The organism is Streptomyces sp. NBC_01092 (assembly GCF_045039535.1).
Classification (GTDB): domain Bacteria; phylum Actinomycetota; class Actinomycetes; order Streptomycetales; family Streptomycetaceae; genus Streptomyces.
On sequence record NZ_CP108659.1, the window covers coordinates 9309878 to 9328536 of the forward strand.

At 69.5% G+C, this 18659-nt stretch carries 18 protein-coding genes and 1 pseudogene; 7 read left to right on the forward strand and 12 right to left on the reverse strand.

The genetic code is table 11. The features are described 5' to 3' along the window. Positions 1-57 precede the first annotated feature (57 nt). The gene (locus OG254_RS42065) at positions 58-624 is read left to right on the forward strand and encodes a hypothetical protein (RefSeq protein ID WP_405592821.1); all 567 of its coding nucleotides are present in this window, start codon (positions 58-60) and stop codon (positions 622-624) included. A gap of 79 nt (positions 625-703) precedes the next feature. Here the strand turns inward: OG254_RS42065 and OG254_RS42070 are convergent, their stop codons facing one another. The 3 genes and pseudogenes from OG254_RS42070 to OG254_RS42080 form a co-directional block, all read right to left on the reverse strand. Then, entirely contained in the window at positions 704-1087 is a 384-nt protein-coding gene (locus tag OG254_RS42070; RefSeq protein WP_405592823.1) for an SRPBCC domain-containing protein, read from the reverse strand. Positions 1088-1123: 36 nt separating this feature from the next. Continuing rightward, a complete protein-coding gene (locus OG254_RS42075) occupies positions 1124-2122 on the reverse strand; it encodes a pyridoxal-phosphate dependent enzyme (RefSeq protein WP_405592825.1) in 999 nt (332 codons plus the stop codon). 28 nt (positions 2123-2150) lie between these two features. Next, positions 2151-2631: pseudogene (locus tag OG254_RS42080) on the reverse strand (BtrH N-terminal domain-containing protein); the annotation flags it as partial. A gap of 163 nt (positions 2632-2794) precedes the next feature. On the opposite strand from OG254_RS42080, the gene OG254_RS42085 reads away from it, so the two are divergent. After that, positions 2795-3316 carry an ATP-binding protein gene (locus OG254_RS42085; protein WP_405592827.1) on the forward strand — a complete coding sequence of 174 codons (522 nt, stop codon included), beginning with the start codon at positions 2795-2797 and terminating at the stop codon, positions 3314-3316. A 100-nt stretch (positions 3317-3416) separates the two neighbouring features. On the opposite strand, the gene OG254_RS42090 is transcribed toward OG254_RS42085, so the two are convergent. The 4 genes from OG254_RS42090 to OG254_RS42105 form a co-directional block, all read right to left on the reverse strand. Further along, complete coding sequence (locus OG254_RS42090; protein ID WP_405592829.1) at positions 3417-3941, reverse strand: hypothetical protein; 525 nt, start codon at positions 3939-3941, stop codon at positions 3417-3419. 62 nt (positions 3942-4003) lie between these two features. Continuing rightward, positions 4004-4387 carry a PPOX class F420-dependent oxidoreductase gene (locus tag OG254_RS42095; RefSeq protein WP_405592831.1) on the reverse strand — a complete coding sequence of 128 codons (384 nt, stop codon included), beginning with the start codon at positions 4385-4387 and terminating at the stop codon, positions 4004-4006. Positions 4388-4404: 17 nt separating this feature from the next. Continuing rightward, entirely contained in the window at positions 4405-5694 is a 1290-nt protein-coding gene (locus OG254_RS42100; RefSeq protein WP_405595521.1) for an aldehyde dehydrogenase family protein, read from the reverse strand. 144 nt (positions 5695-5838) lie between these two features. Then, positions 5839-7485, reverse strand: a complete 1647-nt coding sequence (locus OG254_RS42105; RefSeq protein ID WP_405595524.1) for an MFS transporter — start codon at positions 7483-7485, stop codon at positions 5839-5841. Positions 7486-7600: 115 nt separating this feature from the next. Here OG254_RS42105 and OG254_RS42110 point away from each other — a divergent pair, with 115 nt between their 5' ends. Together OG254_RS42110 and OG254_RS42115 are read left to right on the forward strand one after the other, a co-directional pair. Continuing rightward, positions 7601-8017 (forward strand): MarR family winged helix-turn-helix transcriptional regulator, encoded by a 417-nt coding sequence (locus OG254_RS42110; RefSeq protein ID WP_405592833.1) that lies wholly within the window; start codon positions 7601-7603, stop codon positions 8015-8017. A 1030-nt stretch (positions 8018-9047) separates the two neighbouring features. Continuing rightward, positions 9048-9698, forward strand: coding sequence for a class I SAM-dependent methyltransferase (locus tag OG254_RS42115; RefSeq protein ID WP_405592835.1), 651 nt, complete (start codon positions 9048-9050; stop codon positions 9696-9698). 334 nt (positions 9699-10032) lie between these two features. Here OG254_RS42115 and OG254_RS42120 read toward each other — a convergent pair whose 3' ends face one another. From OG254_RS42120 to OG254_RS42130, 3 genes are all read right to left on the reverse strand, one after another. After that, on the reverse strand, positions 10033-11007 hold the full coding sequence (locus OG254_RS42120) for an NAD(P)H-quinone oxidoreductase (RefSeq protein ID WP_405592837.1): 975 nt from the start codon (positions 11005-11007) through the stop codon (positions 10033-10035). 372 nt (positions 11008-11379) lie between these two features. Further along, positions 11380-12075 (reverse strand): type 1 glutamine amidotransferase domain-containing protein, encoded by a 696-nt coding sequence (locus OG254_RS42125; RefSeq protein WP_405592839.1) that lies wholly within the window; start codon positions 12073-12075, stop codon positions 11380-11382. 71 nt (positions 12076-12146) lie between these two features. Further along, positions 12147-12845: a type 1 glutamine amidotransferase domain-containing protein gene (locus OG254_RS42130; RefSeq protein WP_405592841.1), complete on the reverse strand. Its 699-nt coding sequence runs from the start codon at positions 12843-12845 to the stop codon at positions 12147-12149. Between the two features lie 166 nt (positions 12846-13011). Here OG254_RS42130 and OG254_RS42135 point away from each other — a divergent pair, with 166 nt between their 5' ends. After that, a complete protein-coding gene (locus OG254_RS42135) occupies positions 13012-13929 on the forward strand; it encodes a LysR family transcriptional regulator (protein ID WP_405592843.1) in 918 nt (305 codons plus the stop codon). Positions 13930-13995: 66 nt separating this feature from the next. Here OG254_RS42135 and OG254_RS42140 read toward each other — a convergent pair whose 3' ends face one another. Both OG254_RS42140 and OG254_RS42145 read right to left on the reverse strand, forming a co-directional pair. Further along, positions 13996-14409: a DUF4345 domain-containing protein gene (locus tag OG254_RS42140; protein WP_405592845.1), complete on the reverse strand. Its 414-nt coding sequence runs from the start codon at positions 14407-14409 to the stop codon at positions 13996-13998. Positions 14410-14451: 42 nt separating this feature from the next. Beyond that, the gene (locus OG254_RS42145) at positions 14452-15213 is read right to left on the reverse strand and encodes an SDR family NAD(P)-dependent oxidoreductase (protein ID WP_405592847.1); all 762 of its coding nucleotides are present in this window, start codon (positions 15211-15213) and stop codon (positions 14452-14454) included. Positions 15214-15345: 132 nt separating this feature from the next. On the opposite strand from OG254_RS42145, the gene OG254_RS42150 reads away from it, so the two are divergent. Further along, the gene (locus OG254_RS42150) at positions 15346-15954 is read left to right on the forward strand and encodes a TetR/AcrR family transcriptional regulator (RefSeq protein WP_405592849.1); all 609 of its coding nucleotides are present in this window, start codon (positions 15346-15348) and stop codon (positions 15952-15954) included. Between the two features lie 634 nt (positions 15955-16588). After that, positions 16589-18640, forward strand: coding sequence for a phosphocholine-specific phospholipase C (locus OG254_RS42155; RefSeq protein WP_405592851.1), 2052 nt, complete (start codon positions 16589-16591; stop codon positions 18638-18640). Positions 18641-18659: the final 19 nt, after the last annotated feature.

Here is an 18659-nt window from a genome sequence, read left to right on the forward strand (position 1 = left end):
GGCAACACGCCCTGACGTGGCGTCAGACCTCCCCCACCGAACACCTACGCTCACCCCATGGGCCACGACGACTCCGAGGGCGCCGGGCGCCCGCCCCTCCCGGCCGGCGGGCCCGCGGCCGTAGCCGGCAACGACCCGCGGACCACGGCCGATTGGCTGAACTGGCTCAAGGAGCGGCTGTACGCGACCATCACCATGATCTCCGTGGTGATCGGCGTCTCGGCGGCCGAGCACCCCACCCCCGCCGGGGCAGCGGTCAGTGTGGCGACCGCGGCGGTCGGGCTCTGGCTGGCGACGCTCGTCGCCGACGAGCAGGCCCACCGCACGGTGCACGGCAGGGTCGCCACGGGCTCGGAGCTGCGCCGGATGCTGTGGGTCAGCAGCCCGCTGCTGCTTTCAGCGGTCGGCCCGCTCGTCCTCATCGGCTCCGCGGCCCTGGACGTGATGGACTTGGAGACCGCGCTGTTCGCCGCGGCCGGGGTCAGCGTGGCCGGCCTGTTCGGCTGGGGCTGCTACGGCGGCATCCGGATGGGCAACGGCACCACGGTCGCCCTGCTGGCGGGCGCCGTCGACGCGGCGATCGGAGTGGCTGTCGCTCTGGTCAAAGCCGCCGCCGGCCACTGAGGCTCGGGGGCCACACGCCGGTCCTGTGGACCTGGGCCCGGCGGCCGGCCCGGTGGCCCCGGCGGCGGTGACGGCGCGATCACCGCTGTTGGGCCTGGGCGAGCTCGCTGAGCAGCGAGAGGGAGTTCCTCCAGGCCATCGCGCTGGTGGCGGCGTCTTCCAGCGCGCCGCTCTCGGTGATCCGTACCAACGTTCCGGCGTCTTGAGCCGAGAGGGTGATCTCGACGAGGTCGCCCGGTTCCGGCAGCCACCGGAAGGCGAAGCGGTGGCCGGGGTCCACGGCCTCCACCCTCGCGGGAAACGCTCCGTGCTCGTCCCAGCGCAGGAGCATCGCGCCGCCGGGCGCCAACTCGATGTCCGCGCCGCCGAATGCGTACCACTGCTGGACGTACCGAGGATCGGTGACGAGCCGCCAGGTGTGGTCGGGGTCGGCCGGGACGAGGGTCTCTTCGGAGATCTCCATGCCCCGACCATAGGACTGACGCCTCGCTCCGTCTCGTCAGTCCTCGGAGATGAGTGCGGCCTGAGCTCTCGTCAGTGTGGCCTGGTGACCGAACAGCCCCGGCAGGCCGCCCGAGTGCAGGAAGACGGTGCGCTGCCCGGGGCGGATGTCGCCGTCCTCCACCGCCGCGGCGAGGCCGGCCATCGCACGCCCCGTGTAGACGGGGTCGAGCACGATGCCTTCGGTACGGGCGGTGAGGGTCAGGGCGGACATGACCGGCTCGGTCAGAGCGCCGTATCCGTCGCCCACCTGGTCGAGCCTCAGGCGCAGTGCGTCCGGGGCGCCCTGATGTGCGTCGGACAGTCCGGAGACGAGCTTGGACACCGATCCGGCAGGGTCGGGGACGGCCCCGCAGTGGACGCCGAGGACGCGCCCGGCACCCAGTGCGCCGACCAGGCCGGCCATCGTCCCGCCGGAGCCCAGCGCGACGACGACGGTGGTCAAGTCCGGGGCCTGCGTGAGGAGTTCACGCCCGCACTCCTCATAGCCGCGCGCACCGGTCACGCTCGAACCACCGAAGGGGATCAGCGCCGGGACCTCGCCCTGACCCCGTAGCCGCTCCGCCTCCTGAGCCGCCGCGGCGACGAGCGCATCGCCACCGGCGGAACCCGCCCAGACGACCCTGGCGCCGAAGAGCCCGTCCAGCGCGAGGTTGCCGGGAGCGGAGGTTGCCGACGATCCGGGTGTGCCGGCGAGCACGAGCACGGCCCGCAGCCCCAGTCGGGCCGCGGCCGCGGCTGTCAGTCGCGCGTGGTTGCTCTGTGGCGCGCCCGTGGTCACGAGGGTCGTCGCGCCGTCGGCCAGGGCCGCGCCGCACAGCCACTCCAGCTTGCGGATCTTGTTCCCGCCGCCGCCCAGTCCGGTGAGATCGTCCCGCTTGATCCACAGGTCGTCCGGGCCGAGACCGAGCGCACGGGCAAGGCGCGGTGCGGGTTCGAGCGGGGTGGGCCAGGTGCCGAGTGAGGCGCGCTCGGGGGTACGGCCGTCGGAGGTCATGGTCACCACCCTGTCAGACCGTCGTCGGCCGCTCGGCTCTGGCCCTGGCCAGGCCGGCGAGGGTGGTCGAGACGGCTCCGCCCTGCGGGTCGGTGTCCACCAGGTAGGCGTCCTGTTCGTCGTAGCCGTACATGGCCACGATGTGCCCGCCGAAGTGCACCTTGGTGCTGAAGTAGTCCAGGTGGTAGCTGTCGAGCTGAAGGCCGACCGGCGTCGATGGGCGCCGCCACGTTCTGCCATGCCTTGCGCGCGGAGGTGGTCTCCCCGACCAGCAGCTCAAGCCCGAGTACGGCGGCCAGGTTCCTGGTGAGCTCGAACGGCTTGACCCGGCCTCCCAGAAAGGGAAAGCCCATGCCTTTGCGGCCCCGGTAGATGAAGGACAGCCCGGAGCCGAGCCCGAACAGCATGGGCTCGGACAAGTCGAGTCCCTCATGCCGCAGCGGCACGCCCAGCGCCGTCGTCTCGCAGTGCTGCATACCGCGGACATCGATGTCCTTCACCATGGTCATGCCGCAAATTCTCCTCCCTCACCAGACGACACCGCCGCAGATGGGCGTGCCAGATCACCGCATCCCAGGCATGATCCACCGGACAGGGGCATGAGAAACGCCGAAGCCGTACCGGATTTCACCGTGCCCGTTCCCACGCCCGCACAGCGTTAGCATCGGTCCCGTGATCGTATGGCTCAACGGCACCCACGGCGCAGGCAAGACAACGACCAGTGCACTCGTGCAGCAACTGATCCCGGATTCACGGGTGTTCGACGCCGAGAAGGTCGGCGAGACGCTCATGGACATCACGCCGGGGCTGCCCGGGGCGGACAACTTCCAGCACTGGCCGCCGTGGCGGCCGCTCGTCGTCGAGACCGCTCGCCACGTACTCGACTACACCGGCGGCACTCTGGTGATGCCCATGACCGTCCTGGTCGAGCAGTACTGGCGCGAGATCAGCACGGGCCTCGCCCACCATGCCATCCCGGTACGGCACTTCGTCCTCCACGCCGACCAGGACACCCTGCGAGGGCGCATCGAGGGAGACACTCTTCTTGGCCCCTCCCCATTTCGCCTCAAATACCTTGAGCCCTACGCCGAGGCGGCCCGCACCTGGCTGCACGACGAGGCCGAGGTCATCGACACCACTCATCTCACGCCCGCCCAGGCCGCCCTACTGATCGCAGAGGCCGTCAAGAGTTGAGGTCCCCCCCGGGGAACCGGCCCCGCCGCTGGGCGTGATGGGGACGTCGGTCCACGGCGAGGCTGCCCGTCCCGCGTAGTGGCCCGGCCCGGCGGAACGGTCAGGCGGCGCGGCCCAGCACCACTGGCCCGGCGGATGCCGCGGCGCGGGCCGCCGTCGCGTGCACGGGACGGGCGGTGCGGACGGTGGCCGCGACCTGCGAGCGGCTCCGCGCAAAGACAACGAGGCGCAGCACCGCGAACCGCGCGACACCGGCGAGTGCGGAGGCGGACAGGTAGACGACCTGCTCGAGCACCACACCGGGTGCCGCCGCCAGTTGCCGCAGGACAAGCATCGCCGCGGAGGTCACCGCATACGCGGCCGCCGCGGAACCGGCCGACTGCGCATGCTGGCGCCAGGTCGCGCGCCCGCCTGCGCCGAAGGTGAAGCGGGCATGCAACTCGGTGGCGAGGAGCGTGGAAGCCGCGGTGATCAGAGCGTTGGCCAGGCCCCAGTAAATCCAGGAGGCGAGGGCCGCCACGGCGAAGCTGGAGGCGAGCCCCACTCCGCCGCCGAAGAGTACGAAGCGGGTGAAGGCGGTGAAGGTGCCGGGTGCCGCCAGCTGCTGACTCTGCGCTGTCTCCATAATCCGACCCCCTTGATCGCTCGCTCGGCCCCTGATGCGGGAGTAGACGGTGCGTCACATCGTCACGGGGTGAGCCGCACGCGGATGCCCAGCGTCCGGTTCGCTCCCCGCAGCCAGCTGTCGAAGATCATGAGGCGGCCGACGATGCCGTACTTGCGGGCGATGAGTGAGCGGTAGCGGGCGCCGGTCGCCGCGTCGGTGACCTCGGCGGTGGCCGGGACCGGGTCGCCCGTCGGGTTGCCGCGCAGGTCGCAGGGGCCGACGAGGATGTCGCCGCGGGCCTGGATCCGCTTGACCTTCCAGGAATCGGCCGGGGTTCGCACGCCCAGCGTGTCTCCGTCGCGCACCACCCATACCGGGGTGGCGACCGGGGTGCCGTTCTTGCGGTAGCTGGTGATCAGCATGTACTTGCCGGCGGCGAGCCGCTCCAGCAGCGTGTCGTCCATGGTGCGATTCCGTTCCTTCAGCTCAGCGGGACGTCGAGGACCGCCTTGCGGTGGCTGAACGTCTCGATGGAGTAGCGGCCGTGGTAGTTGCCCATGCCGCTTTCGCCGACACCGCCGAAGGGAAGCGTCGGCACGGAGAGGTGGCGCATCGGCAGGCCGAAGTTGAGGCCGCCCGAGGAGGTCTCGGCGGCGAGGCGGCGCTTGGTGGTGTTGTTCTCGGTGAAGGCGTACAGGGCGAGCGGCTTGTCGCGGTCGTTGATGAACGCGATCGCCTCGTCCAGGTCCGCCACGGTCACGATCGGCAGGATGGGGCCGAAGATCTCCTCCTGCATCACGGGCTCGTCGGGCCGGACATCGGCCAGGACGGTAGGGGCGATGTACGTGTCCGCGCGGTCGGTCTGCCCGCCGGTGACGGTGCGGCCGGAGCGCAGCAGCGCGGACAGCCGGTCGAAGTGCCGCTGGTTGATGATCCGTCCGTAGGCATCGGAGGTCTGCGGGTCCTCACCGAACAGCCCCTTGATCGCGACGACGAGCGCGGCCTGCAGTTCGGTCGCGGTGTCCGGGTCGGTCAGGACGTAGTCGGGGGCGACGCAGGTCTGTCCGGCGTTGGCGAACTTCGTCCGCGCCAGGCGCTGCGCGACCGTGGTGATGTCGGCGTCCCGGTCCACGAACACCGGTGACTTGCCGCCGAGTTCGAGGGCGACGGGGGTGAGGTTCTTCGCGGCGGCGGTCATCACGATGCGGCCGACCGTGCCGTTGCCGGTGTAGAAGATGTGGTCGAAGTGCTGCTCCAGGAGCACCGTGGTCTCCGGCGCGCCGCCTTCGACGACCGCGGTCGCGTCGGTGTCGAGATACGCGGGCAGCAGCTCGGCCAGCAGTGCCGAGGTGTGGGCGGCGTATTCGGCGGGCTTGATGACGACCGCGTTCCCGGCGGCGAGCGCGCCCGCGACGGGCACCAGCAGCAGATTGATCGGGTAGTTCCACGCCGAGATGACCAGGGCGACACCCAGGGGGTCGAGCACGGTGCGGGCGGTGCTCCCGGGGACTCCGCGGACCGTCACGGGGACGGGCTGCGGGGCGGTCCACTCCTCCAGGTGCTCCAGGTAGTCGTCGATCTCGACGATCGTGGTGTCGATCTCCATGGCGTCGGCCTCGGCGCGGTTCTTGCGCAGGTCGGCGTAGAGGGCGTCGGCTATCGCCGCGCGGTTGTCGGTGAGCAGGTCGCGCAGGCGGGTCAGCTGTTCCCGCCGCCAGGCCAGGGGCTTGGTTCGGCCGGTGCGGAAGGTGGCGCGCAGCCGGTTCACCAGCGCGCTGGCTTCGGCGGCGGTGAAAGTGTCGTCGAGGGTGAAGGCTGCCTTGGTGTCGGTCACAGTCGTGTCCTGTTGGGTTGAGGGAGGGAAAGCCGGTCGGCATCCGGGGGAAGGGAAGTCGCGGCCGTGCAGGTGGTGCGGTCAGACCGTGGCGGTCGTGCGTGCGGTCGTGGCTTCGCCGTCGCCGGACGGGGCCGGTGTGGCTTCGCCGTCGCCGGACGGGGCGGGTACGGCTTCGCTGTCGCCCGACACGGCCGGCGTGGTCTCGCTCTCGTCTGACGGGGCGAGCGTGCCGGTGGCGGGCGAGGGGGATCCGCGGCGGATCGCCAGGCCGACCATGGCCACGCCGATGACCAGCACGAACGCCATGCCGGCGAGGGCGAAGCTGAGGGTGTACTGGCTCTCGGCGGGCAGCGCGGGGACTCCGGCGGGCAGGTTGTCGAGCGTGTTGGAGGCGAGCAGCGAGGTGATGACCGCGCTGCCGATCGCGCTGCCGGTGGAGCGGGAGATGGAGTTGATGCCGTTGGCGATGCCGGTCTGGTGGTGGGGAACGCCGGCCACGATCAGGGCGGGCATAGCGGCGTAGCCGAAGCTGATGGCAACGCCGACGACCATGCCGGCCAGGATCACCGACGCGGTGGTGTCGTGGGCGAGGGTCAGCCAGGCGAACCCGACGACGCCGAAGACGGCACCGACGGCGAGGGTGAAACGCGCACCGATGCGGCGCACCAGCACGCCTCCGAACTGGGCGGCCACGAGTGAGACGAGGGCGGAGGGCAGCAGGTAGAGGACGGAGGCGCGCAGGACGGAGGCGCCGAAGCCGTAGCCGGCGATCTCAGAGGGCGTCTGGACGAGGTAGGAGACGCCGATGAACTGCGCGAACATGGCGAATCCGACGAGCAGTCCGGCGACGTTGGTGAACAGGACCGGCCGGTGGACGAACATCTTCATGTCGACCAGCGGGTCGCGGACCTTGCGTTCGACGAAGACCCAGAGGACCGTCGTGACGGCGGCACCGGCGAACAGGCCTAGCGTGCGGGCCGAGGTCCAGCCCCAGCTGTGCCCCTGCGAGATGGGCAGCAGGAACAGCACGAGCAGCAGGGCGAGACCGGCGGCGCCGAGCCAGTCGGTGCGCCCGCCCGTCCGGGTGCGGGGCGCGGGGACGGCGACCGCAACCGCGATCAGCGCGGCGGTGGCGAGCGCGGCGGCCAGCCAGAAGACGAGGTGATAGTCGGGGTTGGCACCCGTGGTCAGCAGGCCGGCGCTCACCAGGGCGAGGCCGCTGCCGAACCCGAGCGTCCCGCTGACCAGGGCCATGGCGCCGGGCAGCCGCGCGGGTGCGACCTCCTGGCGCAGCACGGACAGCGCGAGCGGGAAGATCGCGGTGGCGGCGCCCTGCATCACGCGAGCCACGATGAGCCACAGCATCGAGCTCGTGGTCGCGGCGAGCACGGATCCGGCGACCATCACCACCAGCACGCCCAGCAGGGTCGGCTTCGTGCCGTGCTGGTCGCCGAGGCGGCCCAGGAGTGGCGTGAAGACGGCGGCCGACAGCAGCGTGGCGGTGGTGACCCAGCTGACCTGGGCCGTTGTGGCGCCGAGGTCGTTCTGGATGATGCCCAGGATCGGGATGACCAGGGTCTGCATCATCGACACGACCATGGCGGCGAGGCCCAGAACCAGGACGAGGCTGAGGCTGCCGGTGCGGCGCTCCGGCGCGGTGGCAAGGGAGGACTTCACGGTCTTCTTTCCGGTGGAAGGTTGTGGTTGCCCGAAGGGCGAGAGCATCGATGGTCGAGGAGTCAAACCATTGAGGTACTCGATGCTTGAGGACATCAAACAATATGACGCCGGTAGATGTCAAAGGTTGAGATGCTCAAGCTTTTGGCGGTACTCTCGACGCATGCCACCCACCCCGTCCAAGGCACAGCTCATGGAGCTGCTCGCCCATTCGGTCAGTACGCACTACGCCGACTTCACGGCCGCCGCCACCGAGATGAGCCTCACTTCCAGTCAGGCGAAGACCCTCACGGTGCTGCGCCGCGCGCCCGCCTCGATGCGCTCGCTCGCGCACACCCTCGCCTGTGACGCTTCGAACATGACCGGGATCATCGACCGACTCGAAAAGCGCGACCTGGTCCACCGCGAAGTCAGCACCACCGACCGCCGCGTGAAGAACGTCGCCCTCACCGAGGCGGGCCAGAAGGCGATCGACACGATCCGCGAGCAGATGGAGCAGACGCAGACCGGCCTGGACAAGCTGTCCGACGAGGACCGCGCCGAGCTCTTCCGCCTGCTGACGGTCGTATTCCCGCGCTGATGTGCGCAGGTGCCGTTCCGTCGAGCGGCCGAGCGGTGGCTGAATAGTCGAGACCTGTGCGTCGGATGGCTCGCGTCCGTGGGGTGGCGGAGGCGAGGACGGTTCTCATCCCTTGGCCCTCGTCTCCGTCCGGGTCGCGGCGGTGGTGGCGCCGGCCGCATCGGCGGACCGATGGCGGGGGACGCGTTGCCGGCATGTTCTGACTGATCGCCGCACCCTCGCCAGTCGCAATTCGAACACCTGGGTCGAGATCGCCCGGTTGGGAAGCGACGCCGCCAGACGCGCGGCGGTGAGTGCCGGGACGTGTACGGCGTCCGTACCCGATGACGGTCACTCGCAGTTCCGGGCGCCTTTCGCCGGCATGCACGGCGAGCCGAAGCCGAAGAGATGCCGGCGTTGATCCGCGAGGCTCGGTGTCGCGCAATCGTCGACTGACGATGCTCGGGTCGAGGCGGACTGTGGCGAAGGTGGACTCAGCGGGCTTGGTCGTCCGCAGCTGGATCCAGTGTTCGGCGGGGAAGTCGTAGAACACCAGCAGCTCGCCCTCGTCGTCAGTGATCTTCTTGACCACCTTGGGTACTTCGCGTTGCAGAGCTGGATGAACGTCTGGACCCGCCCGACTCGTGGTAGCCGTCCTCGAGCGCGAATAGCTCCTGGCGCTAGTCCGCATGTACGCCGACAAGGACGAGTACGCAGGCTCTGGCCTCTTCCAGGCGGACGTTGAGGTGGATGCCGTCGGCTCACGCATGGACGCCGTCGACCTCCGCGGCAGCACCTCGCTGATCTTCGGGTTCGTGCAGCATCAGGAGGTCTGCCATGTCGGTGGTGGACGGGTGGGGGATGCCTCAATCGGGCCCCGAGTGCTGGCGTCAGGCCGCCGGGATGAGCTATCGTCAAGCGTCAGTAGAGTTACCGGTCATTCTACCCGTGAGGGGCGGGCAGTCCGTCCGGCGGGAACGCCTCCGGGCGGACGGCTGCCACGGGGTTCCCGGTGCGCGTCGAACAGGGATGAAACAGCGAGGGCATCGACATGACCACCAGCACCGCGCGCCGCACAGCCCGGCAGTGCCGTCTCTGCCGGCCCTCGCAGGTGCCGAACGAATACACCCTGTTCCTGCGGCAGTGGGTGCGCTCACCAGCCCGCATGGGAGCCATCGCGCCCAGCTCGCGGCACCTGGCCGAGGCGGTCTGCGCCCCGGTGCCCGAACGCGGTGAGCCCGTCGTGGTGGAACTGGGTGCCGGCACCGGGCCGTTCACCGCCGAGATCCAGCGCCGGCTCGGCGGACGCGGCCGCCACCTGGCCGTCGAGATCGATCCAGTCCTCGCCCAGCGCCTGCGCCACCGCCACCCGGGTGCGGAGGTGATCCAGCGGGACGCCGTGCATCTGCGCCATCTGCTGGATGAGCGTGGCATCGAGAGCGCCGACGTGGTGGTCAGCGGCCTGCCCTGGGCCCTCTTTCCCACCCCCACCCGGCACCAGCTCATGGACGCGACAGCCGCGGTGCTCGCCCCGGCGGGTGCCTTCACCGCGTTCACCTACCTCCACGCCGTTCCCCTCACCCCCGCCCGCCGGTTCCGCGACCTGCTGGCCGACCGCTTCGAGGAAGTCGTCCCCAGCCGCACCATATGGCGCAACACACCCCCGGCCTTCGTCCTTCACGCACGTAGACCCCGCACGTGAACCCCTTGAACAAGGGCGGGCGCGACGCCACTTGGGGTCGCGATGGTGATCTCCCGCTGACGGCGAGCACCCTCGGACCACATTCGCGGTGCCCGTGAGCGAGGGCCCGGTCGCTGACGAGGCGGTCGGGACCGGGCTGCTGGTCGCCGTGGTCGTTTGCCCCCAGAATCCAGGCCACCGAGCTGACCACGACGTCGGCGCACCGCTGCCGGCCAACTTGCTCGCCGGCGTCTTCGGGGGCGCGCCGTCCGGCCACGCTCCTCGGCCCGCCTTCCGGCGCGCACGACAACCCAGCCTGCGGCTTCGTGCGCGACAGCGGGACAGCGCGTCGGCGTTACGCGATGTCGGGGTTGATCAGAACGATCTTGCCGATGTGGTGGGAGTCCAGGATCCGGTGCGCCTCGGCAGCCTCGGCAGCCTCGGTCATGGGCAGGGTCCGGTCGATGACCGGCTGTACGGATCCGTCCTCGATCAGTGGCCACACGTGGTCCTGGACCTCGGCCACGATGGCGGCTTTCTGCCCGGTCGGGCGGGAACGCAGAGTGGTCCCGTGTACGGACGCGCGCTTGAAGAGGAGTTCGGCGAGGTTGAGTTCGCCCTCCAGGCCGTTCTGCAGACCGATGACGACCAGTCGTCCGTCGGGGGCCAGGGAGTGGACGTTGCGCTGGAGGTAGTGGCCGCCGATGACGTCGAGGATCACGTCGTACGGGCCGTGCTCGGCGAAGTCCTCGGTGCGGTAGTTGATCGCGAGGTCGGCGCCGAGGGCTCGCACTCTGGCGGCCTGGTCGGGGCCACCGACCGTGGTGACGACGCGGGCGCCGCGGGCCTTGGCGAGCTGGACGGCCATCGTGCCGACGCCGCCGCCTCCACCGTGCATGAGGAAGGTCTCGCCCGCCTTCAGAACACCGGTCATGAAGACGTTCGACCACACCGTGGCGGCGGCTTCGGGCAGGGCCGCAGCTTCGACAAGACTGATGCCCTTGGGCACCCTGAGCAGCTGCCCGGCAGGGACGGCGACCTTCTGCGCGTACCCGCCCCCGGCAAGCAACGCGCATACTTCGTCACCCGGCTGCCACTGGGTCACGCCCTCGCCGATGGCGCTGATCCGGCCGGAGACCTCCAGTCCCGGGTAGGGCGATGCTCCCGGCGGGACCGGGTACCAGCCCATCCGCTGTGCGACATCCGCTCGGTTGACCGCACCGGCCACCACGTCGACGATGACCTCGCCCGCAGCCGGGGACGGGTCCTCGACTTCGATCCACTCCAGGACTTCCGGGCCCCCGGGTTCCTTGATCGAGATTGCTTTCATGTCTTTCCTTTCCGAGCACCTGACGGGTCGGGGGCGCACCCCTGCTGAAGAGGGATTTCAAGGAGATGAGTGGGACGTCCATGTCGCGCAGAACGTACAGACAAGGACGAACGAGGGATCGCCTACGAGACGCAAGTCCTACGGCGACGGAGGCCCCGTAGTAGTTGCAACGCAGGGGGTCAGGCGAAATGCAGAACACCTCAACGGTGCTTTGTCTGCTCTGACGGCATCTGGTGGGTGCCGAAGCCGAGGATGGACATCTCGACGTCGTTGGCTACACCGATACCTTCCGTACGGAGACGGAAGCGCATGCCAACGCGGGCGGCGGTCAGCGCAGCCAGGGACCACACTGCTCCGGTCTGGATTCGTGGGTCAGGCCAGCTTCTTGAGCATTTCGGCTGCGGCCGGACCGGCGGAGGCGGGGTTCTGACCGGTGACCAGGTTGCGGTCCACGACCACGTTCGGGGCCCACGGCTCGCCCTCCTGGTAGTCGGCGCCGATCTCGACCAGGCGGTCCTGGAGCAGCCACTTGGCGATGGCCGCCAGGCCGGACTGGGTCTCCTCGGCGTTGCTGAAGCCGGTGAGCCGGTAACCGGCGAAGGCGTTGCCGCCGTCGCCCTCGGTGGCGGCCAGCAGGGCGGCCGGAGCGTGGCAGACCACGCCGAGCGGTTTGCCCGAGGCGAGGGCGTCGATGAGGAGCTTGCCGGAGGTGGCGTGGACGGCCAGGTCCTCCATCGGGCCGTGGCCGCCGGGGTAGAAGACGGCGGCGTAGTCGGCGAGGTCGACGTCCTCCAGCTTGATGGGGTGCTGGATCTCGCTGATCGAGGCGAGGGCGTCCGCCATCGTCTTCGCGCCCTCCTCGCCGCCGTTGAACTGCGGCGCCAGGCTGACCTGGTCCAGGGGTGGCACGACGCCGCCCGGCGTGGCGATGACGATCTCGTGGCCGGCGGCCGTGAATGCCTGGTACGGGGTGACGGCCTCCTCGGCCCAGAAGCCGGTCGGGTGCTTGGTGCCGTCCGCCAGCGTCCAGTGGCCGGCGCCGGTCATCACAAAGAGGATCTTCGACATGGTGCGGTTTCCTAGAGTTCGGTTTATCGGGTGCGTCCCGCAGAAGTGGGCGCCCCAGGTTTCTGTACCGGTTATTCGGTCTCGGCCAAGGCAGCGAGAATCAAGTCGCTGACGGCTTTGGTGGACACCGGGTTCTGGCCCGTGATCAGGCGGCCGTCACGCACGGCATGCGGCGTCATCGGGACAGTGGAGCGCACATACTTGGCTCCCTTCGCGCGCAGTTCGTCCTCCAGGAGGAACGGCACCCTGCCCTTCACGCCCGCCAGTCTTTCCTCGACCGTCGCGAAGCCTGTGACAGTGCGGTTCTGTACGAGCGGACTCCCGTCGGTGTCATGGAGGTTGATGAGGGCGCAGGCGCCGTGGCAGACCGAGGAGACGATGCCGCCCCCGGCGTAGATGGCCTCGGCTGTTTCCCGCAGGTCGGCACTGTCGGGAAAGTCCCACATGGTGCCGTGCCCACCCGTGAAGAAGATCGTGGAGTAGTCGTCCGGATCTGCGTCGGCAATGGAAGCGGTGGACTTCAGGGAGGCCATGAAGTCCGGGTCGGCTCGATAATTGCGAACCGTCTGGTCGGCGAACAACCGGCCGAGGCTTCGGGGGTCGAGGGGCACCTCGCCGCCCGCCGGGCTGACCACATCCACAGTGTGGCCGTCCCTGACGGCCTTGTCGTAGAAATGGACGAGTTCACCCAGCCATAGGCCGGTGCGATGCTCGCTCGCCCCATAGGTGGCCTGATTGGTCACGACCGCCAAAATCTTTTTCTGTCTCACTTTTCACACGTCTCCTATAGAACCCAGTGCTCTGAGGTTTCAAAACTAAAGCTGCTGAAGTATCCGCGCCAATGAAGAGACCGATGCCTGGTATCGGTGACCCGATGACCCGTCCCCGTGGACGGGTGGCATGTGGCTGTCACACGTATCTCGTAGGCTCGGGGCCGTGAGCGATCACGACACTCGTGGGTCCGGCGCGCTGGACCTGAACCTGCTGCGAACCTTCCTCGCGGTGCACCGCCTGGGCTCCTTCACCGCCGCTGCACGCCGGCTGGGCCTGTCGCAGTCCACCGTCACCACGCAGATCCGGGCACTGGAGAACCGCCTGGGCCGCGAGCTGTTCGAGCGCCGGGCGCAAGGGGTCACCCCGCTGCCCCACGCGGACGAACTCGCCACCCGGCTGTCGGCCCCCCTCGATCAGTTGGCCGTCATCACCGGCGAGGAGCCGAGCAGTGCCGTGGCACCGGTGCATCTGGCGGGACCCGCGGAGTTCATGAGCGTGGCAGGCCTGAAGGTGCTGGCCCCGCTGATCGCGCAAGGCGTTCGGCTGCGGGTGGCCATCGGTCTGGCCGAACCGCTGCTCGAAGAACTGCGGGCCGGACGCCACGACCTCGTCGTCGCCACCCGGCGGCCCCGCGGCCGTTCGCTGCACTTCGAACTCCTCGCCGACGAGGAATTCGTCCTGGTCGCCGCTCCCGCATGGGCCGAACGGCTCAAGGGGCAGGGGCTGCCCACCGCGCTGGAGAGCCTCCCCCTGATCACCTATGCCGAGGACCTGCCCATCGCCCGCCGCTACTGGCGCCATGTATTCGACCGCCGCCTGCACGCCCAGGCCGCCATCACCGTCCCCGACCTGCGCAGCGTCCTCACCGCCGTCACCGCCGGCGCCGGCTGGAGCGTCCTGCCCAGCTATCTGTGCCTGAGCGAACTCACCTCCGGCGCCCTCCGGTTGCTGCACCAGCCGGAGGACCCGCCGATCAACACCGCCTACTTGGTGCAACGCCCGGGCAGCTCCACCAACCCGCACGTGACACTCGTCCGGGAGCACCTTCTGGCCGCGGCGAGAATCTGGGAGCCGACCTAGCAACGCCGGGTTCAACTCGACGCAGCGTGCCGCCTGCCTGCCGGTCTGCCGCCCGGGATCGCTGCCTCAGGCGGCGGCCGGCACTCGTCTGGACCTGAGTGCGGTGGAGTGTGCCCAGACGATGACGACCGGGAGGATGAACTCCAGGAGGGCGGAGGCGAGGAAGACTCCCGCCGGGCTGGGCATGCCGTCCCGGGCGAAGGAGACCAGCCGCCCGACGCCACCGAGGAAGATCGGGACGGCCAGGAAGTAGACGAGTACTCCCTGCCATCGGATCGTTGCCGCCGCCCAGGCGAACAGGGGAGCCCAGCCTACGTACACACCCGCCAGGAAGCCGTGCGCGTTGTCCGCGTCCGCTGTGCCCGCCGGGCCTCCCTGCGCCAGTTGCTGCAGGCCGTCTCCGAGCGCGATGGCGGCGGCCAGCAGCAGGCTGACACGGACGATGGTGTTGGCTGCTGTCACAGGGGTGCCGGCCGCCATCAACGCTCCTTGCTCGTCTCGGAGTTGGCCCGGACCTGGTGTTCAGGCCTGCTCGGTGGGGCGTACGAGCAGTTCGGCGACGGCCACGTGCCGCGGGCGGGTGACGATGTAGCCGACGGTGTCGGCGATGTCCTGGCTCTGCAGCCGCTCGATGTCGCCGAGGGCGGCGACGATGTGCTGCTGGATGACGTCGGGGTTGTGCGTGCGCAGTTCGGTGTCGACGCTGCCCGGCTCGATGACCGACACACGGACGTGCTGGCGTGACAGTTCCTGGCGCAGCGCCTCGCTGAAGGCACCGACGCCGAACTTGGTGGCGCTGTACACGGCGGACATGGCGTAGGCGTTGCGGCCGGCGAGCGAGCCGACGTTGACGATGTCGGCGACCCGACGCGGCTCCTCGGCGGCGGCCTTGACCAGGTGGGGGACGGCCGCGTGGGCCGTGTACATCAGGGCCATGAGGTTGATGTCGATCATGCGCCGCCAGTCGTTCAGGTCCGCACCGGGGGCGGGCCCGAGCAGCATGAGGCCGGCGTTGTTGACCAGCGTGTCCAGGCGGCCGAGGCCGTTGACAGTCCGCTCGACCGCTTCCGCGGCGGCCTCGGCGGTGGTGATGTCGGCGGGCACGACCAGGGCCTTGCCGCCGGAGTTGGAGATCTCCGCGGCGAGGTCGGTGAGCCGGTCCTCACGTCGGCCGACCAAGGCCACGGAGGCACCCTCGCGGGCAAGCTCCAGGGCGGTGGCGTGGCCGATGCCGCTGGATGCTCCGGTGACCAGGGCGACGGTTCCTTCAAGACGACGAGTCATCGTTCAAGCCTTTCGATACGCGGCACGGCCACCTTGCTGCGAGCCGTGCGGGATAAGGGGGATGCGGCCCTGCCGGTGGGGCCGTACGGGGGTGCAGGCCGCTCAAGGCCGGGCCGAGGGCACAATGGGGAAGTGAGCATCACTGGGAAGAAGACCGCCGACGCCGGACATCAGGGGACCAAGACCGTGGCAGACCTCCCGCCTCGCGAACGCCTGGTGCAGGCCGCGTCGCGGCTGTTCTATTACGAGGGCGTACGCGCGGTCGGAGTGGAGCGGCTGATCTCCGAGGCCGGGGTGACGAAGGTGACCTTCTACCGGCACTTCGCCTCCAAGGACGACCTGGTCGTGGCCTATCTGCTGACCAAGGACGCCTACTACAAGGAGGTGGCCGAACCGCTGGCCGCCGGGCACCCGCCGGCGGAGGCGATCGACCTGATCTTCGAGGCGATCGCCGAGCACGCCCGCGAGCGTGGCTTTCGCGGATCGCCGTTCCTGAACGCGGCCGCCGAGTACCCGGACGCCGACCATCCGGTCCGCGGCCTGGTGACGTCCCACCGGGACTGGATCCGCACCCTCTTCCAGGACCTGCTCACCCGGCTCGGCCACACCGAACCGGAGTCGGCCGCCGGTGCACTGCTGATGCTGTACGACGGTGCGATGGCAGCCGGCTACCTGGACGACTCGACGGCCGCCCACAAGACCCTGCTGGACGCGGTCCGGCTGATCCGGTCGGGAGGCTGACCTCACCGAGGCCGCGCGAAGCACCGGCACTCTGTTGAACCCCCGGCATGCCGGGGCGCGGATTGGCTTCATGAAGCTTGTCATCTCTGTTCGACGTGCACCGGGACCCACTGGCAGTTGCTTGCCTGGTTGGCAGTCCCGCCGGGAAGGCCGAGACGCCCCTACGAGGTAGGGTTACCGGTCATTCTACCTATCGACCATAACCCCCTCGGCGTCCACGCGCCAGCGGGGTGGTCCGTGTGTGGGATCCCCCACGGGCTGCTGCTGCCCGGAGGGCCTTCCCGGCTTGCGTGGCCGAACTCGCCTGCTCTGCTGCTGCCCGCGTCTCGGCCCGGGAGGCCAGGCGTAGTCGCGCGGATGTTCCCGGCTGCAGGTCAGCTGATGTCAGTGGCGGCGCGCGGCGACGAGCCGGCGTACGGGCCGTGAACTCGGCGGGGAATCCGTGCGCGTCGTCTCTGTCGTGATCGCGACCGCCCCCGCCCCGGCCCCGGCACACCTCACGTACCCACGACTTTCACACGAGCGCCACCGGACCCTTCCCTGACGTTTGGTGCTCCTGGAACACTCCTTCCGCGCGCATTCCGTCACATGCCGTTCGGTCAAATCACCCCTAATGGGAAGAGGTCCCTCACTCATGCCCGAAGTCAATCGCCGCAGGTTCCTCCAAGTCGCGGGCGCGACCACGGCGTTCACTGCTCTGTCGAGCAGCATCCAGCGGGCCGCCGCCATCCCGGCGAACTACCGCACCGGGTCGATCGAGGACGTCGAGCACATCGTCGTCCTGATGCAGGAGAACCGTTCTTTCGACCACTACTTCGGCAAGCTGCGCGGCGTCCGCGGCTTCGGCGACCCGCGCCCGGTGGCGCACGACAACGGCAAGTCGATCTGGCACCAGTCGAACGGCACCAAGGACATCCTGCCGTTCCACCCGGACGCCGACGACCTGGGCATGCAGTTCCTGGAGGGCCTCCCGCACGGCTGGACCGACGGCCAGCAGGCCTACAACCGTGGCAAGTACGACAAGTGGATCCCCGCCAAGGGCACCACGACGATGGCGTACCTGAACCGCGAGGACATCCCCTTCCACTACGCGCTCGCCGACGCCTTCACCATTTGCGACGCCTACCACTGCTCGTTCATCGGCTCCACCGACCCGAACCGCTACTACATGTGGACGGGTTACACGGGCAACGACGGCCAGGGCGGCGGCCCGGTCCTCGGCAACGACGAGCTCGGCTACGGCTGGACGACCTACCCCGAGCGCCTGGAGCAGGCCGGTATCTCCTGGAAGATCTACCAGGACATCGGCGACGGCCTGGACGCGGCCGGTTCCTGGGGCTGGATCGACGACGCCTACCGGGGCAACTACGGCGACAACTCGCTGCTGTACTTCAACAAGTACCGCGAGGCCAAGCCCGGCGACCCCTGGTTCGACAAGGCCCGCACCGGCACCGACGTCAAGAACGGCGACGGCTACTTCGACCGGCTGAAGGCCGACGTCAAGGCCGGCAAGCTGCCCCAGATCTCCTGGATAGCCGCCCCCGAGGCCTTCTCCGAGCACTCCAACTGGCCCTCGAACTACGGCGCCTGGTACATCGCCCAGGTCCTGGACGCCCTCACCTCCAACCCGGAGGTCTGGTCCAAGACGGCCCTGTTCATCACCTTCGACGAGAACGACGGCTTCTTCGACCACGTCGTGCCGCCGCTGCCGCCGAAGGACGCCTCCCAGGGCAAGTCCACCGTCGACGTCTCGCTCGACCTCTACAAGGGCGACAGCAAGCGCCCGGCCGGCTCCTACGGCCTCGGCCCGCGGGTGCCGATGCTGGTCGTCTCGCCGTGGAGCACGGGCGGCTACGTCTGCTCCGAGACGCTCGACCACACCTCGATCCTGCAGTTCATGGAGCGCCGCTTCGGCGTCAAGGAGACGAACATCTCCCCCTGGCGCCGAGCCATCTGTGGCGACCTGACCTCGGCGTTCGACTTCTCCCGCAAGGTCAGCCGTCCGGCTGACCTGCCGGAGACTGACGAGTACGAGCCGCAGGACCGCGAGCGTCACCCCGACTACAAGCCGACGCCGCCGGCCGATGTCGCCATGCCGAAGCAGGAGCGCGGTCTGCGTCCCGCCCGCCCGCTGAAGTACGCCCCGCACGTGGACGGTTCGGTGGACGCGGTGGCCGGCAAGTTCACGCTGTCCTTCGCCTCCGGCGCCAAGGCCGGTGCCGCCTTCCACATCACGTCCGGCAACCGCACGGACGGCCCGTGGATGTACACCACCGAGGCCGGCAAGGGCATCGCGGACACCTGGAACTCGGCGTACTCGGGCGGCTCGTACGACCTGACCGTGCACGGCCCGGCCGGTTTCGTGCGCTACTTCAAGGGCTCGAACAAGACGGCCGGCCCCGAGGTCACCGCCCGCCACAAGGGCGACGACATCGAGCTGACCTTCACCAACAAGGGAACGGCGAGCGCCCGCCTGAAGATCGCCAACGGGTACGGCGGCCGCCCCGCGACAGTGACGGTACGGCCCGGCGCCACCGTGCGGCACTGCGTCGACCTCGCGGCGAGCCGTCGCTGGTACGACCTGACGGTCACCTCCGACGCCGACTCGGCGTTCCTGCGGCGCTTCGCCGGGCACGTCGAGAACGGGCGGCCGGGCGTGAGCGACCCGGCGATCGTCATGGAGTAGTGCGGATCGGAACGCTCCG

What these genes read in the sequence shown, in the direction of transcription:
- OG254_RS42065 (WP_405592821.1), top strand. Translation starts at nt 58, where the DNA reads ATGGGCCACGACGACTCCGAGGGCGCCGGGCGCCCGCCCCTCCCGGCC.
- OG254_RS42070 (WP_405592823.1), bottom strand. Translation starts at nt 1,087, where the DNA reads ATGGAGATCTCCGAAGAGACCCTCGTCCCGGCCGACCCCGACCACACC.
- OG254_RS42075 (WP_405592825.1), bottom strand. Translation starts at nt 2,122, where the DNA reads ATGACCTCCGACGGCCGTACCCCCGAGCGCGCCTCACTCGGCACCTGG.
- OG254_RS42090 (WP_405592829.1), bottom strand. Translation starts at nt 3,941, where the DNA reads ATGGAGACAGCGCAGAGTCAGCAGCTGGCGGCACCCGGCACCTTCACC.
- OG254_RS42095 (WP_405592831.1), bottom strand. Translation starts at nt 4,387, where the DNA reads ATGGACGACACGCTGCTGGAGCGGCTCGCCGCCGGCAAGTACATGCTG.
- OG254_RS42105 (WP_405595524.1), bottom strand. Translation starts at nt 7,485, where the DNA reads ATGCTCTCGCCCTTCGGGCAACCACAACCTTCCACCGGAAAGAAGACC.
- OG254_RS42110 (WP_405592833.1), top strand. Translation starts at nt 7,601, where the DNA reads ATGCCACCCACCCCGTCCAAGGCACAGCTCATGGAGCTGCTCGCCCAT.
- OG254_RS42115 (WP_405592835.1), top strand. Translation starts at nt 9,048, where the DNA reads ATGACCACCAGCACCGCGCGCCGCACAGCCCGGCAGTGCCGTCTCTGC.
- OG254_RS42120 (WP_405592837.1), bottom strand. Translation starts at nt 11,007, where the DNA reads ATGAAAGCAATCTCGATCAAGGAACCCGGGGGCCCGGAAGTCCTGGAG.
- OG254_RS42125 (WP_405592839.1), bottom strand. Translation starts at nt 12,075, where the DNA reads ATGTCGAAGATCCTCTTTGTGATGACCGGCGCCGGCCACTGGACGCTG.
- OG254_RS42140 (WP_405592845.1), bottom strand. Translation starts at nt 14,409, where the DNA reads ATGGCGGCCGGCACCCCTGTGACAGCAGCCAACACCATCGTCCGTGTC.
- OG254_RS42145 (WP_405592847.1), bottom strand. Translation starts at nt 15,213, where the DNA reads ATGACTCGTCGTCTTGAAGGAACCGTCGCCCTGGTCACCGGAGCATCC.
- OG254_RS42155 (WP_405592851.1), top strand. Translation starts at nt 16,589, where the DNA reads ATGCCCGAAGTCAATCGCCGCAGGTTCCTCCAAGTCGCGGGCGCGACC.